This is a genomic window from Bradyrhizobium sp. BRP20 (genome assembly GCF_020194215.1).
In the GTDB taxonomy this organism is placed as follows: domain Bacteria; phylum Pseudomonadota; class Alphaproteobacteria; order Rhizobiales; family Xanthobacteraceae; genus Bradyrhizobium; species Bradyrhizobium yuanmingense.
The window spans coordinates 1-18,834 of record NZ_JADYVY010000001.1; the positions used below are offsets into that span (position 1 = coordinate 1).

The window sequence follows — 18,834 nt, forward strand, 5'->3', positions numbered from 1 at the left end:
CCTCCACCTCCGCCCCCACATCCGCCCCCGGCGGCACCGGCATCGGCACGGTCACGTAATCCTTCGGCAGGTTCACCGGCCGGTAGCCCGGCTCCACCGCCATGCGCTTCAGCACGCTCTCGTGCACATGTGCGCCTTCGGGGATCAGGCGCGGCTCGCCATCGGGGATGTAGAAGCCGAAATAGACTTTCCGCGCCGGCCATTCCCGGTATTTCGCACTCTTCGGCAAGAACTCCAGCACGCGCCAGACCGCCGTCATGGAATCGTGCAACATGCCGGTCTTGCCGGTAAAAGCGGGCTCGACATATGTGAACGGCGAGTTCTTGCGCTGGACGCCCCAGGCGAGCTGGTTCACCGTGCGCGGGTTGAACTTCAGCCCGGCCTTCTCGGCCTCGTCGATCATCCAGAGCAGCGGATATTTGGACTGCCCGCTCTCGGCCTCCGGATAGCCGCCGCCGACGTCGCAATGCACGCCGGCGAACCACACCTGCATGATGTCCTGCGGCACCTTCTTCTCGTCGGGCACGTAGCGGTTGCTCCAGAACTCCTGCGGCTCCGCGTAGGGCTTCAGGCGGAACATGCGCCGCCGCTCGTCGATCGCGATCGCCTGCCGGAAGATCCTGATGCTGGGATCGCGCAGCGTGAAGGCGAGCTCCTCCAGGCTCGGCCAGTAGAAGCGATCGGCGCGCGGCACGATCACGCTCGCCACCGTGTCCCAGACGCCGACGAAATGGATGGTCGGCCAGCGCGTCGAGGTGATGCGCGCGAATTGCGCGGCGAGGTCGAATTCGTCCTTCGGCAGCGGCCCGCTCTCGTCGAACACGATGTTCTTGATGTCCTCGACGTCGTTGCCGCGCCCGCTGCCCGAATATTGCTTGTAGGCAATGAGGCCGCTGCCGGCGAGGTTCGCCTGCTCCGGCGAGATCAGACCGATCTTGTGGATCAGCCCCGCCAGCACGCGCACGGTGTAAGCCCCGCGCGAGAAACCGAACAGGTAGATCTTGTCGCCGGGCGCGTAATGCTGAACCAGGAAGCAATAGGACGACAGCACGTTGTCGTCGAGCCCGTAGCCGGTCGCGAGCCCCCACACCAGCTTGATGTTGGCCTTCCAGCGCCCCCAGGTCGACGGCTCCGTCATGGTGCCGACCCCGGGATCGTAAAACACCATCTGCCTGGGCTGCGTCTTGTCCGTCTTGCGCAGGCAGCGATAGAGCTTCAGGACGTTGGAGATGTTCTCGCTGATCTCGTTGCCGGTGCCGTCACAGCAGATGACGAGGTTCTTGCCGGCGGGCTTGTGGTCGGCGGGGTGGGCGGATTCCATGGGATGCGCCTCCGGGGGATGCTACCGGGGCGAGTATAGCGGAAAATGGATGGCAGAGAGGAGGCGACGTCGCCGGCACCCGGTCCCATGGCCGAAGGCTGTGTTGACATTAACCTCTTGTTAACCATGCGGTTGCCTAATGTTGACGATGGGGGATCACCATGTCGGCCCATGTGACGCGACGGAAGTTGATGCCTGTTTCGGCCGATCCGGCCATGCGGTCGATGGCGAGGCTGGCGGTTCGCGCCAAGGCCGTCCTACAGGGCAGAACGCCTGTCCTACGGAGCAAAGCCATGTTCGCAAGGGACGACTTAGTGGACAATCTCAGCCGCGATCTCGATCGCGCGCGTGGAAGACGTGATGCGCTCGCATCCGAAGCCACGACCCTGACGGCCCAGATCGCCGAAATTGAAGCCCGCCTTTCGGAGGAGAAGAAAAGGCGGGAGCGTGAGCGCGTCCTGAGCGAGATCGAACTGATCAAGACGCGAATCAAGCAAGCCGCCGGCGCGTTTGCACCTGTCGTCGACGGCCTCTCCAGGGCGGTCGAATCGGCTGCGGCCGTTGTGCCCGAGGCGCGCGAGCTCAATAGTTTCCTGGTGTCGGTGGCGACCGAGGTCGACAGCGTGCTCGATCCCCTGTTGCGTGAACTGGATCAGCGCGCGGATGCAGTGCGATCCGGCCACGCGGCGCTGGACTTGCCGAGTTCGGCCGTTGAAGCCCCGCCCATCGAGCTGCCGAAGGACACCAACGAACGCCTGCTTCGCTTTCCGGCCTGGCTGTCCCGCGACAAGGAAACGGACAAGGAAGCAGCGGAGAAGCCGCACAGCACGGCGGCCTGAAGCCTCGGCGGCTGCGCACGCTCTACGCCGTCATTCCGGGGCGCGCCTCTTGGCGCGAGCCCGGAATCCATACTCACGATGGTGGTTATGGATCCCGGGCTCGCGACTTCGTCGCGCCCCGGGATGACAAGTTGTCGTTGGGCTCGCTGGTTGCCGAGCAGGTAACTTCCCCGCTCGCCGCCGCTCAGTTCGCCGCGCGGCGCAAGAAGGCCGGAATATCGAGAACGGCCTCGTCGGGCGCATTGCGTGCAGGCGCGCGGCCGTAAGCATCGAGCGGCTGAAGCGCCGCCTGCCGCGCATGGTCCAGGCCCGGCCTTACCGGTGGTCCCACGGGGTGGTGCGGCTGCGGGCGCAGCGGCGGGCTTCCCACGTGCGGAAGGACGGCGCTGCGCTCGATGCGATCGGCGATGCGGCGGCCGTCGTTGCGCAGCCTGCCGGCGAGCTGGGTGAGGGCGGTTTCCACTGGTAGCGCCTGCGCCGGATCGAGATTATCGATCCCGGTCGCCACCACCGAGACGCGGACGATGCCCTCTAGGCTTTCGTCAAACGACGCACCGACGATGATGTTGGCGTCCGGGTCGGCCTCGTCGCGAATGCGGGTCGCCGCTTCGTCGACCTCGTACAGCATGAGATCCTTGCCGCCGGTGATGGAGATGATGAGGCCACTGGCGCGCTTGATCGAGGGATTCTCGATGAGCGGATTGGAAATAGCGGCCACGGCGGCGGCGAGCACGCGCTTCTCGCCGGAAGCCTCGCCCCGTCCCATCATGGCCTTGCCCTTCTCCTTCATGACGGAGAGGACGTCGGCGAAATCGAGATTGATCAGGCCTTCCTTGACGATGAGGTCGCTGATGCAGGCCACGCCCGAATAAAGCACCTGGTCGGCAAGGGCGAAGGCGTCGGCGAACGTGGTCTTCTCGCTGGCCACCCGGAACAGGTTCTGGTTCGGGATGATCAGGAGGGTGTCGACCGTCTTCAGCAGCTCCTCGATGCCGGCTTCGGCAAAGCGCATGCGGCGCTGGCCCTCGAAGTAGAACGGCTTGGTGACCACGCCGATGGTGAGAATGCCGAGCTCGCGCGCGATTCTGGCAACGACGGGTGCAGCCCCGGTGCCGGTGCCGCCGCCCATGCCGGCCGTCACGAACACCATGTGCGCGCCGGTCAATTGCTCGCGGATCGTGTCGATCGCCTCTTCGGCTGCGGCGCGTCCCAGTTCCGGCTGCGAGCCGGCGCCGAGCCCTGCGGTCACCTTCGTGCCGAGCTGGATGAGGCGCTTCGCCTTCGACATCGCCAGCGCCTGCGCGTCGGTGTTGGCGACCACGAACTCGACCCCCTGCAGCCCGGCCGCGATCATGTTGTTGACGGCATTGCCGCCGGCGCCGCCGACGCCGAACACGACGATGCGGGCCTTCATTTCATGGATATCGGTATTGCCAGTCATTCTTCCCTCGCGATTGCTCCGGCAAGCCGGGGATTAAAGAAAGTCTTGCGTGCTACCTGCAAGCATGATCCGGAAAAGTGCGAAGCGGTTTTCCGAAAAGATCATGCTCGAACAAAAACCTGGAGCGCGATGACGATTCGTCCCAATCTCATCGCGCTCTGGCCGCGCGGTCTGCTTGCACGATGAAGGCGGCCAGATGTCCCAACCGACGCGCCGCGTGTCCCGCGATCGAGCCGCCAGGGCGGCGATCGCTCCGCAGCGCCGTCACTTCGTCTTCCAGTCGTGCCGCCCATGCGTTGGCGGCCTTGGTCTCGGCGGCCGCCTGCGTCAGCTCGACGGCGAGGCGATCGGCGCGCTCGCGCTCGCGCTCGAACACGGCCCTGTAGGCGGTTGCGACGGATTCGAGCCGCGCGATCTCCGCCTTGAAGACCTCGGTCTTGACGGCCTCGATCCTGGCCAGGGAGGTCGCGATGGGATCTGCCCGGCGGGCTCGTCGCGGGCGCGGCGTGTAGCGGAGAGCGGCGAGATCGACGCTCACCACCGCCTTGCCGTCCCCCGACCGCGAGCGCGGCAGGCGGCGACGCCGCGCCAGTGCCCGCGCGGCCTCGCGCGAGACATTGAGGCGGGCACCGAGATCGGCATACGTCAACAACTCAACGCACATCGGCGCTTCTCCTGGAGCGAACCGGGAAGGCATTTCGAGCTAATGATGGCTGGACGATTACCGCAGGCTAGGGTGCGTTGGTTAATGGACGGTTAACGCGCGCGGGGGGTGTTTACGGGTGGCGCTGCGGTGCCGGCGGCCGGAGACGTAGGGCGCCATCTGCCGCGGCTGCGTCTTGCCGGCCTTGCGCAGGCGGCGATGTCCGGTGCCGTTGGAGCAGATCACGAGGTTTTCGGTGAGTGGTTGCGGTCGGTGTTGGCTGCGTGATGAACGGGATGCGCCTCCGGGTGACGCTACCGGCGGAACGTGGGGGAAAATTGGATAACAAATGCAACTGCGAGCTCGGTCGAGAACAATGAATCTAGACAACGTACCGCTCAATTCCAGTTACCCCTAGAGCACCATCATAGACGAACGCGACGCTGTGCCGGGCACGAGAAACCCCGACATACATTTTCGAAGCCGACTTTTCCACGTGTTTGATGTCGCCACTAGCTAGCCATGTTTTGGCGAGCTTGTGAGGAAATATCAGGACTCGTTCAAAGGTGAGTCCTTTTGATTCGCCAAAATTCATCGGCTCGTAGCCACGACAATCTGTCTTGACGTCTAGGCGGAGAACTTGCGGTCGGTATCTTTCAACGTAGGCTTCTATATCGCTGCTATTAACGGCAAAGACTCCGTCATGGCCGGTCAGCTCATCGTTGAGTGATTTTGTCTTGGGCTCTCGTGGAAAGAAACCATCCGCAATATTGGCAATGCGCTGATTGCAGCGATAGGTCTCAGCTTGGTAGATGGTCTTACATAGTTTGAGGTTTTCCCACTCTCGAATTTTCAAGATGACCTTGATGCCTGAATAGGCGCTGTTCCTGGCGGAGTTGTTTGTGCGAAATGTTGCTTGTCGGTGGTCGCCAACAAGGTTCACTTGTACGCGTGAGCGCAAAATCAACTCGATCAAATCGAGATCATAGCCGGCGAGGTCCTGAAATTCGTCGATGTAGATCAAATCAAAGCGCTCTTCGAGCCTGCGGATCACGGCGCCGGCGGACGCTTCGTTGCAGGCGAGTACAAACTGCGCAATTTTGTCGGAGTAGATAAAGCCTTGCTCTCCGAAGTAAAAACGTTTGATCTCAGTCTGCTTGGCGTACCTGTCAGATCGCCCTTGAGTCCAATGAATTCCTGGTATCCGAGAGCCGATTAGGGTTGACTGATAGGGTCGAGCAAGTTCGCGGAGCAGAAAAGAGTACCATGACCATACTTCTACGTGTACTGGGATGCAGCGGTTGATTTGGTAGATCTTCCCTTTGATCTCGGCGACATTATTCTGGGTATAAGTTACTAGAGCGCAGCGCTTTTTGGTCTCTCCAAGAGCTTCAGTGACAATTCTAGTGGTTTTTCCTCCGCCGGCAGCGGACACTACCACGTTATTCATAGACAACATTGTTGATGTACGTCGGAACGGTCCAAGAATGATCAGTCTCGAAGAATCTCAGAGCGCATTCAGTCTTGTTCTCGGCCATATAAGAGAGCAAATCCTCCGCAGTCTGAAATGACTTTCCAATAATGGAATTGACGATTTCCACGCCGTTGCTCTTGACCAATTGCGGCTCAAGCGTCTTCGCGGTCTCATCCTTGTCATATTCGAAGTCGACCGAAGGGAAATTGAAGTAGTCCTTGTACCTCGTTTCAAGTCTGCTGACGTCTCCGTCATTATCGGTCACTACATCTACGTCGATGGAGAGAAGCGCTGCGATATCTATGAAACGCTTAAAGGCGAGCGAGCTTACTGAGATCACGTCTATTCCCATCGCGAGAGGCATCTTGCCAAAGCGCATTAGAAATGCCTTTTGAACGATGAGTTCGTCGGAGGGGCCTTCAACTAAGATCGCTCGCTTTGCCAGGATGAGCCGAAGGGTGTCGTATCCTGGCAGTTTCATGAAGTAATTGTACGTGCCTTCGGGTAAATCCTTTAGGGGCCTTGCATTGCCTGCCCTGAACAGAAAGACAGAATCCATTCCAAGCTTGTTCAACACAAAGCTGCTGTGAGTTGTCAGTATTAGTTGCCGACCACTTAATCTGGTCGAGATGTGGCTGATAAGAATGTTTAAGTTCGAGAACGAGAGATGGTTTTCGGGTTCTTCAATCAGAAATACGTGCGACTGCGCTGAGGCTTCCATCGCGAGTTTGATTTTAACGCTGTTTTGTTCCCCCTTACCTACAAGTGGCATGGGAATGTCATCAAGGTGAGGAACAACGCTCAGCTCCCAGCTTGCTCGCGACGATGTATCCAAGGAAATCGAGAGTGTCTTCTGAGATACGATTCCTTTTTTTTGGTCGAGCGATCCATTTATTTCACGCACCCGCTCGTCTGCGAGAAATTCGTCCTTCATCAATCGATACGAGAGAGCGAGATCGACCTGCTCCTTTTTACTCAGGCCGTCTTTAACTAGATCAAGAACGTAGCGGCTTGCTGCAGCGTTGTTTCTGATCGTGCTGGCATCGATGAAGCTGGATTTGATCGGTATCGATCTCGCTGTAATGTCGTTGTCAGCAAAATCGCGCCATCGCACGATATAGTATTCGACAGGTATCGTTTTTATGATTGTCGGGTCTGCTACGTACTCGGCATATTCTTCCTGATACTCTTCGTTGAACTCGATCAATAACTTTACGCCGGCGGCGTCCTGCCGCACCGAATTGTTCTTTCCCTTAAATCTTGCGATCCCTGGGTCATCAGCAAAGTAGAGTTCGATTAGGATCGCCGGCGGAGCCTTGGGAAACATACTGCTAAGAGATCTGATATACTGCCTCACCGCTTCGGCGTTGAAGAGGTGTGGGTGGAGCTCGGCTTGAATAGGTCGACCGTTTAACTGTCCGGACAGTGCCAAGTGAATTGCTTCTAGGAACGTGGATTTCCCGCACTCGTTGTCGCCAACGATTATGTTCAGGTGCTCGTTCAGCCCCACTTGGCTATTGGATAAGCAGCGGTAGTTCTTGATGATGACCTTGGATATCTTCACGATGTCTGCCCTCAAAGTGGGCTTCGTCGAAACGACTATTGGCGCAAGGAATTCGTTGCCTCAACGATGCGCTCAATACCGTCGTTCTGCCCATAGTATTGAATAGTGCGAAAGATTGTTGGGATTCCCAAAGCCATCAACGTTACGAGACCTTGGCCGACCTGCAATTCGTGATGGCTGTGATCGGGATTCTCATAAGCGGCCGCTGCTACCTTGTTTGTTCCGATGTCGCGAAAGCAAAGGATAATTGGCGTTCCTTCGGACTCCGCCAACTGGAGTTCGATACCAAGGCCAGTGGAAGGAAAGCTGGCTTCAGCAATAACTAGATCAGCCTCCTCCACCATTGCTCGATCCCAAAGATAGCAAAGTCGGGCCCGCTCGGTTTCCGGCTTTGTGGCGAGCTGGGGGTCGCTGTTTACGAGAGCGTATTTGACCACTGCAGCCGGATCATTCTCCCGTAGGCTTTTAGCTAGTTCGTGAATGAAGGTGACATACTCGCCAAACAGAGAGCGCGGAACGTGGGTTAAAGCGCAGGCAATGTAGATATTCATCAGCTCGCTGCTCGAATATTTGGAACTAGGAATTGAACGCCTGTCAGCTCCGATGCAATCTCATCGATGAACTGTTCAGCGGACATCTGAATAAATTCACTTAGTAACCAGTTTTTCTGTCCTGCCAGAAGGGAGGCCATCTGCGGCGGATTATAGCGACTAATCTCGCTCAGCCGGTGCATTGCGCCTAAGATGAGCGTAGGCAGTTGGCGTTCGATTCGTTTTGGCCCGCGCGTTCGGGATCGTATGTACCAAAGTGGCTCGGTACCGTTTATGAAGAATAGCTCGCGGCGCAGTCGCCGGTTGAGGTCCGCGACGTTACCTAGAGCCGTCGAGCCCAACTTGCCAGGCCGTTGGCAGGTCACCGAGTCCACAGAACGAATAGCTCGAGGGCCAAACCGTTCGTCGGCGACAAAAAGAGCTGGGAGTCGCTTTACAGTAGTTCCGAAGGGAACATTCTTTGTAATGTCCGCACGGAAATACACTTGCTTCGTAGGTCTGTCCGCCACGAAGCCGCAGTTTGCGATCGGAATAAACATCTCGGATTGCGAGGTGTATGTTAGACAATAGGTGCGGTGTATGAACACCATATTGAAAAATAGCTCTTGAAGAGTGTGAGTCCTGTTGGCTTCGGTTTCTTGGTAGTAGCTTGATAAGCTTGGCAACACTCCGTGTTGCTGAATTCTAATGCCAAGATGATTGAGAGAAGAGCTGCCGCGTTGCGAGCCTGAAGTATGCTCTGAAACACCGTGGCGTTCGTTAAATACAATTGCTTTCGCTGATAGAAGCGCCTTCGTTGCGTTCAAGAAGGAATAATAAAGCAGCAGCGGCGCAGATTGAGGTGCGAGGCCAAGCGATACCTTGTGAAATTCTTGCGCTTGCTGCCAATAGAGTAGTGCCTTGTCCTTGCCTCCGCGCTTGAGCCACAAAGCGACATATGTCCAAGGACTGTTGGTCAGAACATTGGGGGCGCCAATGACCGGTGTGAGTATTGCCTTGTGAGGCGGAACTGCCCGCCCTCTAAACTTGACCTGAACTATATCCCTTGAAGTTGCTTCCATCGCTTTTTCTGATTCGAGGCGCAGCTAGCTTACGCCGCGCTCTATGGTTGTAGAAGAGCAAAGCCCGCACAAAACAAAAACGGCCGGATCTTCCGATCCGGCCGCTACTCGAACTCTACTCGGCTAAGCCTACGCCACGCGACGCAACTTAGCCCCCGCCCTAACGGTAAATCTTCTCAGCTCGCCTGCTTCGCCGGCTGGGCGTCGCCGACCTTCTTCTGGATGGCGCGCTTCAGCTCGACCGCGCGCGGGGAGAGCGCGTCGGTGTTGGCCTTGAGCAGGTAGGCGTCCAGGCCGCCATTGTGGTCGACGCTCTTGATCGCGTTGGTGGAGACGCGCAGGCGCACGTTGCGGCCCAAAGCTTCCGAGATGAACGTCACGTTGACGAGGTTCGGCAGGAAGCGGCGCTTGGTCTTGATGTTGGAGTGGCTGACCTTGTGGCCGACGAGGGGGCCCTTGGCCGTCAGTTCGCAGCGGCGAGACATGGCATAAATCCTTTAGTTCGAACCCCCAACGAGTGCGGCCGCCATTTCGGCGCCACGGGGGCAAATTCTTTCGTCCTTGCAGGGAGCGGGCGGACGTATAGGGGGGAAGGGGCCTTGCGTCAAGGCGACGGGCCGTTTTTGGCCCGTCGTCCCGGGGCGGGCAGAGCCCGAACCCGGGATCTCGTGCCCCGCGCTCGGTGTCATCGCCCGGCTTGACCGGGCGATCCAGTACGCCGCGGCGGCGCGGCTGACCAGAGGCGCTGCGGCGTACTGGATGCCCCGGTCAGGCCGGGGCATGACAGCGGAGGGTGGGGAGCGGTGGGAACGCCCCCCGTTACCGCTCGATCACCAAAACGGCAATGATTGTCGCGCCTTACCATCACATAAAGGGCGTATTCGCCGTCGAAGAGTCCGGTGGAGTTCCCGGGGCTGCACGCCCCGACACATTGTTTGTCGCCGGTTTTGGCTTAAGTAACAGCATATCGCGCTCTGATTGGATTGTTTCGTGCCGACAACGCTTCATTTCGCGCAAGTCCTGCGCTCAGCCTGTCTGTGTCGGGGCGTCCGCTTGGACGTCCCCTTGGCCGGCCGGCTGATGGCGCTTTGTGGCCTGGCGGTGGTGCTGGGCCTGGCGTCCGGCGCAGCGCCCGCGGCGGCGCAAGGCAAGCTCGAGGCGCAATATGAGGCGACGCTGGCGGGCATTCCCGTCGGCAAGGGCGCCTGGAACATTGATATCCAGGACGACGTGTTCTCGGCGGCGGCCGCCGGCGGCACCACCGGGCTTTTGAAGTCGTTCACGGGCGGGTCCGGCACCGGCGCCAGCCAGGGGCGCGTCGTTGGTGGCGCGCTGGTTGCGACCGGCTACCAGGCCTCCACCACCACCCAGAAAAAGACCGAAGAGATCCGCATCACCCTCGACAAGGGCAATGTGAAGGATTTTGCCATCCTGCCGGAGCCGCCGGTCGATCCCGATCGCATCGTCGTCACTGAGGCGCATCGCCGCGGCGTTTGGGACCCCATGACCGCTTCGCTCTTGCGCGTCCCGGGCACCGGTGATCCCGTCTCACAGGACGCCTGCCACAGCTCCGCGCCCGTGTTCGACGGCCGCATGCGCTACGAGCTCAAGCTCGATTTCAAGCGCATGGAGACCGTGAAGGCGGAGAAGGGCTACAAGGGCCCGGTCGTGGTCTGCGCGATCTATTTCGTGCCGATCGCCGGCTACATCCCCGACCGCCCGGTGATCAAATACCTCGCCGCCCAGCGCAACATGGAGATCGCGTTCGCCCCCATCGCCGGCACGCGCATCCTGGTCCCGTTCTGGCTGAAAGTGCCGACCCCGCTCGGCCCGGCCATGCTGGAAGCGACGAGCTTCATCACGTCGCCCCAGCCGCCACGGGTCGCCAAGACGCAGTAGGCAAGGAGACCGCGCCGCTCTCTCCGCCGTCATTCCGGGGCGCGCCACTTGGCGCGAACCCGGAATCCATCGGGCTCCAGGGATGGTTTCACGATGGATTCCGGGCTCGCGACTGCGTCGCGCCCCGGAATGACGAGCGTTCGGTGCAGGCTAAGCAAAATCAATCACTTACCTACTGTGCATGGGGTTGTTTTCGCACTCTTTGTTTGGCCAGCCCGCCTGCGCAGTAAATCCATTTGACTCCTCCCCGATTCTGATTCGACTCCACACCATCCCCAGCTTTAACCACCCCGGTCGCTTGTGCGCCCCCGCAAAACTCCATCTAGTGCGCAACCAAGACGAGTCCCGCGACATGTTGCGTGAACGGAACGGGACTCACAGGGGAGTCAGCGATTCGGCCGCGATTCGTTCTAGAGTCGTTCCGAAGCTTAAAGTGAACGGGAAAAGCGTCGCAAAGTGAGACAGTTGCGCGGGATTTGGGGCGGGCGTTTTCACGCCCGCGGTGTGCCCCTCACCCTGAGGAGGCCGCGCAAGCGGCCGTCTCGAAGGGCGAGGGGCTTGGCTTGCCCAGCAGCACCAGCCGGGCCTTCATCCTTCGAGACGCGCTGACGCGCTCCTCAGGATGAGGAACGAAGAGCCAGCCCCCTCACCGCCCCATCCAGCACTGACATTCGCCCAAATCGCCATTACCTAATCCGATAGACATGGCTTTTTCCTCCTCCCCCTTCGCCTCCGAGCGCGCCCCCGGCGCGGGCGTCACTGCGGTGCTCGGTCCGACCAACACCGGCAAGACCCATCTCGCCATCGAGCGGATGCTGGCGCATCCCTCGGGCATGATCGGCCTGCCGCTGCGCCTGCTCGCGCGCGAGGTCTACAACAAGATCGCCGCCAGAGCCGGCGAGGCCAGCGTCGCGCTCGTCACCGGCGAGGAGAAGATCAAGCCGAAGAATCCGCGCTATTGGGTCTCGACCGTCGAGGCGATGCCGCGCGATATCGACGTCTCCTTCCTGGCCGTCGACGAGGTCCAGATCGCCGCCGATCTCGAGCGCGGCCACGTCTTCACCGACCGCATCCTCAACCGCCGCGGCCGCGACGAGACGCTGCTGCTGGGCGCCGCCACCATGCGCCCGATCATCGAGCGCCTGTTGCCGGGCGTGTCCATGATCACGCGGCCCAGATTGTCGCAGCTCGAATTCGCCGGCGACCGCAAGATCACGCGCCAGCCGCGCCGCACCGCCATCGTCGCGTTCTCGGCCGATGAAGTCTATGCGATCGCCGAGCTGATCCGCCGCCAGCATGGCGGCGCCGCCGTGGTGCTGGGCTCGCTGTCGCCCCGCACACGAAACGCGCAAGTGGCGATGTTCCAGAACGGCGACGTCGATTATCTCGTCGCCACCGATGCCGTCGGCATGGGCCTCAATCTCGACGTCGACCACGTCGCTTTCGCCTCCGACCGCAAGTTCGACGGCTACCAGTTCCGCCGCCTCACGCCGTCCGAATTCGCGCAGATCGCAGGGCGCGCCGGCCGCGCCACCCGCAACGGCACCTTCGGCACCACGGGCCGCTGCGCGCCGTTCGAGCCCGAGCTCGTCAACGCGCTGCAGAACCACACCTTCGATGCCGTGAAGGTGCTGCAATGGCGCAATTCCAAGCTCGATTTCTCCTCGCTCGGCGCGCTCCAGGTCTCGCTGAACCTCGCCCCCGGCCACGAGACGCTGACGCGCGCGCCGATCGCCGAGGACATGCGCGTGCTCGATCACGCCGCCCGCGACGGCGAGGTGCGCGATATCGCGCATGGCAAGGCTGCCGTGGAGCGGCTCTGGGAAGCCTGCCAGGTCCCGGACTATAGAAAGCTGTCGCCGGCCGCCCATGCCGAGCTGGTGACGACGCTGTACGGCTTCCTCATGCGCAAGGGCTGCATTCCCGATGCCTGGTTCGAGTCCCAGGTCACCCAGGCCGACCGCATCGACGGCGACATCGACACGCTGTCGGCCCGAATCGCCCAGATCCGCACCTGGACCTTCGTCGCCAACCGCCCGGACTGGCTGAAAGACCCGGAACGCTGGCAGGGGATCGCGCGGGAGGTCGAAAATAAATTATCGGATGCGCTCCATGAACGCTTGACGGAGCGTTTCGTTGATCGCCGGACCAGTGTATTGATGCGCCGCCTGCGGGAGAACACGAGCTTGAATACTGAAATCGGCAAGACCGGCGAAGTCATCGTCGAAGGCCATGTCATCGGCCGCCTCGATGGCTTCACCTTTGCACCGGATGCGGCGGAAGCCGGCTCCGATGCGAAAGCCTTGCAGGCTGCAGCGCAAGCGGTGCTCGCCGGCGAGATCAACGCGCGCGCCGAAAAGCTGGGCAATGCGCCGGACGATCAGTTCGTGCTGACGTCCGAAGGCATCATCCGCTGGACCGGCGATGCCGTGGCCCGCCTTGCCGCCGCGGACGAGGCGCTGCATCCGCGCATCCGCATCATCTCCGACGAGCGCCTGACCGGCGCCCCCCGCGACAAGGTGCAGGCGCGGCTCGAGCTCTGGCTCAAGACGCACATCGAAAAGCTGCTCGGGCCGATGTTCGAGCTGTCGAAGGCCGAGGACGTCACCGGCATTGCCCGCGGCATCGCCTATCAGCTGGTCGAGGCGCTCGGCGTGCTCGAGCGTCCGAAGATCGCCAGCGAGCTGAAAGATCTCGACCAGCCCTCGCGCGCCGTGTTGCGCAAATACGGCGTCCGCTTCGGCGCCTATCACCTCTATTTCCCCGGCCTGCTCAAGCCCGCCGCGCGTGCGCTCGCCGCACTGCTCTGGGCGCTGAAGCAGGACAATGTCGATCTCTCCGCGCTGTCGGGCGCGCAGCATCTGGCCTCCTCGGGCCGTACCTCGTTCCCGGTCGACAAGGCGCTGCCGCGCGATGCCTATCGCGTGCTCGGCTACAAGCAGGCCGGCGAGCGCGCGGTGCGCGTCGACATCCTGGAACGCCTCGCCGACCTGATCCGCCCGGCGCTGGCCTGGCGCGAGAATTCGCCGGGCGAAAAGCCCGCCGGCGCGTTCGATGGCCGCAGCTTCGTGGTCACGCAGGCGATGACCTCGCTGACCGGATCTGCCGGCGAGGATTTTGCCTCCGTGCTGCGCGCGCTCGGCTATCGCATGGAGAAGCGCCCGCCGCTGCCGCCCAAGCCTGTGGTCGCCGAGCAGGTCGTGACCGAGCAGATCGTCACTGAGACCGTCGCGGCCGAGACGCCGCCCGCTGAAGGCAGCGCGGAGACCTCGACCGAGGCTGCAGCCGAGGCCGTTGCCGGCCTGCCGGCTGAGGCCACGGCCGCTGATGCTACGGCCGAATCCGTCACCGTCGAAGACGCCCCCGGCATGGAGCCGCACGACGAGCCCGCTCCTGAGGAGGCTCACAAGGAGCCGGCGCTGGAAGCCTCTCCGGAAGCGCCCGTCACGCCCGAGGACGCCCCCGGCATCGCTCCGCCCGCAGAAGAGGCTGCGACGCCCGCCGAGGCTGCCGGCCTCGAAGCCGCTGCGGCCGAGACCGCCGCGACGGAAGCTGCTGCATCCCCCGATGCTGCCGCGCCTGAGGCGGCAGTTGCACCGGTCGAGCCCGAGCTGGTCGAGGTCTGGCGCCCTGCCGGTCGTCACGAAGATCGCAAGCCGCGCCACGAGCGCCATCGCCATCAGCGTCACAACAACCAGCGTCCGCGGCCCGGCGCTGCACCCGATGCAGCGAGCGCCGCGCCCGGCGAAGCCGCCGACGGCGCGAAGCCGGGCCATCGTCATGGCGGCGGCCATCGCCGCGATGGCGGCCGCGACTTCCGCAAGCCGCGTGAAGGCGGCGAGGGCGGTGAACGTCGCGACGACCGCAATCGCAGCTTCCAGGGCAAGGGGGACCGCGACAAGGATCGCGATCGCAACCGCGACAACAAGAAGTTCGGCGGAGATCGCGACAAGGGCCGCGACAATCGCGGCCGCGACCGCGACAAGGGCCGCGACCGCCGTGATCGCGAGTCGGGTCCCTCGCTGCGTCCCTACGCCTCGAGCGCGAACCCGCGCGAGCGCGATCGTCCGATCGATCCGAACTCGCCCTTCGCCAAGCTCGCCGCGCTGAAAGAGCAGCTGGGGCGGAAGGAGTAATCCCACGACGACGACCGAGCGGCAGCGCATCGACAAATGGCTGTGGCACGCGCGCGTGGTGAAGGCGCGCACCTCCGCGGCCGAGCTCGTCGTCACCGGCCATGTCCGCGTCAACGGCGTGCGCGAGACATCGCCGGGCCATGCGATCAAGCTTGGCGACGTCCTCACCATCGCGCTCGATCGCACCGTGCGCGTGCTGAAGGTCACCGCCTTCAACGAGCGCCGTGGCGATGCCGCCTCGGCTCGCGTGCTCTATGAGGAGCTCGGGACGCGCAATTAATTGCGCTTTGCATTCATTTCTTGATCGATCAAACACACAAAGCCGTCATGATCGGGCTTTCCCGACCTTGCGGCGCCCGGCCATCCGCGCTAGGCAAGCCGCGACTTCTAAAAGAGCTTTTCGGAGCGTTGGATGACTTACGTCGTCACTGAAAACTGCATCAAGTGCAAGTACACCGACTGCGTCGAGGTCTGCCCGGTCGATTGCTTCTACGAGGGCGACAACATGCTCGTCATCCATCCCGACGAGTGCATCGATTGCGGCGTGTGCGAGCCGGAATGCCCCGCCGACGCCATCAAGCCGGACACGGAACCGGGCCTCGAAAAGTGGCTCCAGGTCAACGCCGACTACGCCAAGAGCTGGCCGAACATCACCCAGAAGAAAGAATCACCTGCCGACGCCAAGGAATTCGACGGCATGGAAGGCAAGTTCGAGAAATATTTTTCTCCGAACCCCGGCTCTGGGGACTAATTCGCGCCCAAACTTAACCCTAATAGCGGCGCTGCCGCCGAAAACCAGCCCTCAAGACCCCTAAATCATTGATTTTTGCGGGAAATGTGCTATATTGGGCACATTAAGCCGAACCCCGTCAGCCCCGTTGGCCCCTCTGGGTTCCCGTGAAACCAAATGTCGAACAGGGGCGTGGCAGTTTCCGCGCGCAGGCTGTGTCACAGAAAACGCGTAAAAAGAGTACTTCAGCGAGGGCTTCCCATAAGGAGGCCAAAAAAGTCGCCGCGGCCAGCCGTAGCGCATCCAAGGGTCGGACCGCGACGAAGGCGCCGGCTGCAAAGTCCTCGAAGAACAAAAGAAGCGCAATGCCTAACAAGACTGCCAAACCGGCCGCGAAAGCGACCGCTGCCAAGCCTGCTGCCGCCAAGCCTTTGAATGTCAAGCCTGTGACTGCCAAGGCCCCCGCTGCCAAGCCCGCCGCGACGAAGGCCCCTGTTGCCGTTGCGCCCGCCAAGGCTCCCGTCGCCGCCAAGCCGGCTGCCAAGCCCGCGGCTGCGCCGAAGGTCGAGGAAAAGAAGGTCGTGACCCAGCGTCAGGGCTTCAAGGCCAACGAGTTCGTGGTCTATCCCGCTCACGGCGTCGGCCAGATCCTGGCCATCGAGGAGCAGGAGATCGCCGGTGCGAAGCTCGAGCTGTTCGTCATCAACTTCATCAAGGACAAGATGACGCTGCGCGTGCCGACCGCCAAGGTCGCCAATGTCGGTATGCGCAAGCTGTCCGATCCGGCCCTGGTCAAGAAGGCGCTGGAGACGCTCAAGGGCCGCGCCCGCGTCAAGCGCACCATGTGGTCGCGCCGCGCCCAGGAATACGAAGCGAAGATCAATTCGGGCGATATCGTCGCGATCGCGGAAGTCGTGCGCGACCTCTATCGCTCGGAATCGCAGCCCGAGCAGTCCTACTCGGAACGCCAGCTCTATGAAGCGGCGCTCGACCGCCTGTCCCGCGAGATCGCGGTGGTGCAGCACTCGACCGAGACCGAAGCGGTCAAGGAGATCGAGGCGCAGCTCGCCAAGAGCCCGCGCCGCAATGCCAAGGCGGAAGCTGCCGAGGGCGAAGCTGACACGGATGCCGAGGGTGATACCGACGATACCGATGGCGACGACAGCACCGTCGCCGACGAGGCCGCGTAAGTCGGCACCGAACGCAAGCAATCAAAAGCCCGGCCGTTTGGCCGGGCTTTTTGTTTGGCTTCCTGAGGCCGCGGGAGCTCGGCTCTACGCGCCGCGCGGCTGGGTCCAGATCGCGATCGGCTGCTGAATGCCGCGGACCGCCCGCGCCTCTCGCGCTTCCAATGTCTGAAACGTTGTGGCTGCACCGCCCAGCTCGGCCTTCGCCTGGCTGACGAGATCGTCACTTGCCACTAGCGCGCAGCCCAAGGTGCGGGTCAAGGCCTCGAGACGGCTTGCCACGTTGACGGTCGCGCCGATCACGGCAAATTCCAGACAGGTCTGCCCGAGGTCGCCGAGCACCACCGGCCCATAATGCAAGCCAAAGCTCACATGCAGCTTTGGCTCGCCTGACGCTGCCCGCTGATCGTTCCAACTCTCCGCCGCCGCGATCATCGCCTGGGCACATCGCAACGCGTTGCTGGCGTCGTGCTCGCCGGCAAAGGGCGTTCCGAACGTTGCCATCAACCCGTCCCCGAGATATTTGTCGAGCGTGCCGCTATGGCGGAAAACCTCCTGCTCCATCAGTCCGTGGAATTCCCGCAACGTCCGCACAACCTCCTGCGGCGATCGTCCATCGGCAAAGGCCGTGAAGCCGACGATGTCGACGAACAGCACCGCGACGTGTTGCGTGCGCACCTGCTTCAACGGCTCGTCCTGTTTCGACAATTCCGCCACGACATTGGGCGAGAAGTAGCGCGCGAGGTTGCCGCGCTCGCGCTCCACCGCGGCATGCCGGATCAAGAGGACGTTGCTGCGGCGGACCGCGAGCGCCAAGGTCACGGCCACGATCATGAAGACGACGATCTCCTGGACGCGAACGTGGAACACGATCTCGCTCGGCGAGATCATCGCAAACAAGCGCTCATCGTTGCCTGTCGCGGCCGCGATGCGGGCCGTCAGCGCAGGATCGCGATCGGGTTGCCACCAGACCCAAGCGATGCCGATCAACCAGAGCGCAGCCGTCCACACGCCGACCGCAATCACGGTCCGCCAAGTATAGGCCAGTGTGGCGCCTGCAAGCAGGACGAAGAAATAGATGAAGTTGCCGGAATGGTAATGCATCGCGACCGGCCAGTGCGAGGCTCCGAACGGATTGGGAACCACGATGAGGCAGGTCAGCAGCGCCAGGTCGCAGAACAGGAGTGCCAATTCCGGCCGTGACAGGCCGACCCGCCCAACCCGGACCTGGGCCCAGCCGATCAGTGCGAACAAGCCGAGCAGCGCCACGTAGTAGAGCTGCTCCCAGGCCGGGTTGATCACCATGATCAGGCAGCCAATGACGACGAGGGCGACATAGCGCGCCCGCACCGCGAGTTGCAGGCCCTCCCGCTTGGCGGACGTCAGCGCGGCCTGTGCGAACTGAACTGTTTCGGCATCGCGCTCGCTCGGCGCGGGCGAATGCGCAGCCGGCAGGTTGAAGCGCTCGACGAGCATTGTCACGGCAGTCTCCTCGCTTGGGCCTTCAGCCGCTGGTTCGCTGCGCCCTTGCCGAGACGCTGATTTCGTTCCGGCGGCCTTCTCCGTCAGCCGCCGCCGCAACCGACGTCCACCAGTCCCCCAAGGCATCGATCAAGGGCACGAGCGCGTGACCGGCGGAGGTCAGATCGTACTCCACGCGCAGCGGATATCCGCCGAATTCGGTGCGGCTGACGATGCCGGCGTCCTCCAGCTTGCGAAGCTCGAGCGCGAGCATCCTGTGTGAGATGGTCGGATTATCGCGGCGCAGATCGCTGAAGCGCTTGGTGCCTTGCTTCAAATAATAGATCAGCAGAGTCGGCCAGCGACCGCTCAGAATCTGCATCACTTCCTCGATGGGACATCTCGACACGAGATCCTTCATCGGTGCCTCCAGGTTACAAAAAAGTTCGTAATTTACTTGATGCGGCGAGCGGCTAGGGTCGCATCACCGCTGCGCAGCGTGATCATCAGAAATCACGGAGAATGGA

Annotated in this window: 16 protein-coding genes; 6 read left to right on the forward strand and 10 right to left on the reverse strand. The window is 61.9% G+C overall.

The genetic code is table 11. The features are described 5' to 3' along the window. On the reverse strand, nt 1-1,321 hold a 1,321-nt coding region (locus tag I6F33_RS00005), incomplete at its 3' end, for a DUF2235 domain-containing protein (protein WP_225140577.1). Between the two features lie 161 nt (nt 1,322-1,482). Between I6F33_RS00005 and I6F33_RS00010 the strand changes: the two genes are divergently transcribed. After that, a complete protein-coding gene (locus I6F33_RS00010) occupies nt 1,483-2,160 on the forward strand; it encodes a hypothetical protein (RefSeq protein WP_225140579.1) in 678 nt (225 codons plus the stop codon). A gap of 184 nt (nt 2,161-2,344) precedes the next feature. Here the strand turns inward: I6F33_RS00010 and ftsZ are convergent, their stop codons facing one another. The 7 genes from ftsZ to rpmB form a co-directional block, all read right to left on the reverse strand. Continuing rightward, entirely contained in the window at nt 2,345-3,601 is a 1,257-nt protein-coding gene (gene ftsZ / locus I6F33_RS00015; RefSeq protein ID WP_225140582.1) for a cell division protein FtsZ, read from the reverse strand. A gap of 148 nt (nt 3,602-3,749) precedes the next feature. After that, a complete protein-coding gene (locus tag I6F33_RS00020; RefSeq protein WP_225140584.1) occupies nt 3,750-4,265 on the reverse strand; it encodes a hypothetical protein in 516 nt (171 codons plus the stop codon). A 361-nt stretch (nt 4,266-4,626) separates the two neighbouring features. Further along, complete coding sequence (locus I6F33_RS00025) at nt 4,627-5,694, reverse strand: UvrD-helicase domain-containing protein (RefSeq protein WP_225140586.1); 1,068 nt, start codon at nt 5,692-5,694, stop codon at nt 4,627-4,629. Further along, nucleotides 5,687-7,282: an AAA family ATPase gene (locus tag I6F33_RS00030; protein ID WP_225140588.1), complete on the reverse strand. Its 1,596-nt coding sequence runs from the start codon at nt 7,280-7,282 to the stop codon at nt 5,687-5,689. Before I6F33_RS00030 ends, I6F33_RS00025 begins: the two co-directional genes overlap by 8 nt. A gap of 35 nt (nt 7,283-7,317) precedes the next feature. Then, a complete protein-coding gene (locus I6F33_RS00035; protein ID WP_225140590.1) occupies nt 7,318-7,833 on the reverse strand; it encodes a hypothetical protein in 516 nt (171 codons plus the stop codon). Next, entirely contained in the window at nt 7,833-8,894 is a 1,062-nt protein-coding gene (locus I6F33_RS00040) for a YaaC family protein (protein ID WP_225140601.1), read from the reverse strand. Before I6F33_RS00040 ends, I6F33_RS00035 begins: the two co-directional genes overlap by 1 nt. Nucleotides 8,895-9,070: 176 nt before the next feature. After that, nucleotides 9,071-9,379 carry a 50S ribosomal protein L28 gene (rpmB, locus tag I6F33_RS00045; RefSeq protein WP_225140603.1) on the reverse strand — a complete coding sequence of 103 codons (309 nt, stop codon included), beginning with the start codon at nt 9,377-9,379 and terminating at the stop codon, nt 9,071-9,073. Between the two features lie 595 nt (nt 9,380-9,974). Here rpmB and I6F33_RS00050 point away from each other — a divergent pair. The 5 genes from I6F33_RS00050 (at nt 9,975) to I6F33_RS00070 (ending at nt 16,849) form a co-directional block, all read left to right on the forward strand. Further along, on the forward strand, nt 9,975-10,793 hold the full coding sequence (locus tag I6F33_RS00050; RefSeq protein ID WP_225141271.1) for a DUF3108 domain-containing protein: 819 nt from the start codon (nt 9,975-9,977) through the stop codon (nt 10,791-10,793). 704 nt (nt 10,794-11,497) lie between these two features. Continuing rightward, nucleotides 11,498-14,929 (forward strand): helicase-related protein, encoded by a 3,432-nt coding sequence (locus tag I6F33_RS00055; protein WP_225140605.1) that lies wholly within the window; start codon nt 11,498-11,500, stop codon nt 14,927-14,929. 28 nt (nt 14,930-14,957) lie between these two features. Continuing rightward, nucleotides 14,958-15,209: an RNA-binding S4 domain-containing protein gene (locus I6F33_RS00060; RefSeq protein ID WP_074447665.1), complete on the forward strand. Its 252-nt coding sequence runs from the start codon at nt 14,958-14,960 to the stop codon at nt 15,207-15,209. Between the two features lie 132 nt (nt 15,210-15,341). Next, nucleotides 15,342-15,680, forward strand: a complete 339-nt coding sequence (gene fdxA / locus I6F33_RS00065) for a ferredoxin FdxA (RefSeq protein WP_018643465.1) — start codon at nt 15,342-15,344, stop codon at nt 15,678-15,680. Between the two features lie 344 nt (nt 15,681-16,024). After that, nucleotides 16,025-16,849: a CarD family transcriptional regulator gene (locus tag I6F33_RS00070; RefSeq protein WP_074447640.1), complete on the forward strand. Its 825-nt coding sequence runs from the start codon at nt 16,025-16,027 to the stop codon at nt 16,847-16,849. 84 nt (nt 16,850-16,933) lie between these two features. On the opposite strand, the gene I6F33_RS00075 is transcribed toward I6F33_RS00070, so the two are convergent. Further along, complete coding sequence (locus I6F33_RS00075; RefSeq protein WP_225141272.1) at nt 16,934-18,322, reverse strand: adenylate/guanylate cyclase domain-containing protein; 1,389 nt, start codon at nt 18,320-18,322, stop codon at nt 16,934-16,936. Nucleotides 18,323-18,350: 28 nt separating this feature from the next. Then, on the reverse strand, nt 18,351-18,728 hold the full coding sequence (locus I6F33_RS00080; protein ID WP_057028499.1) for a helix-turn-helix domain-containing protein: 378 nt from the start codon (nt 18,726-18,728) through the stop codon (nt 18,351-18,353). Nucleotides 18,729-18,834: the final 106 nt, after the last annotated feature.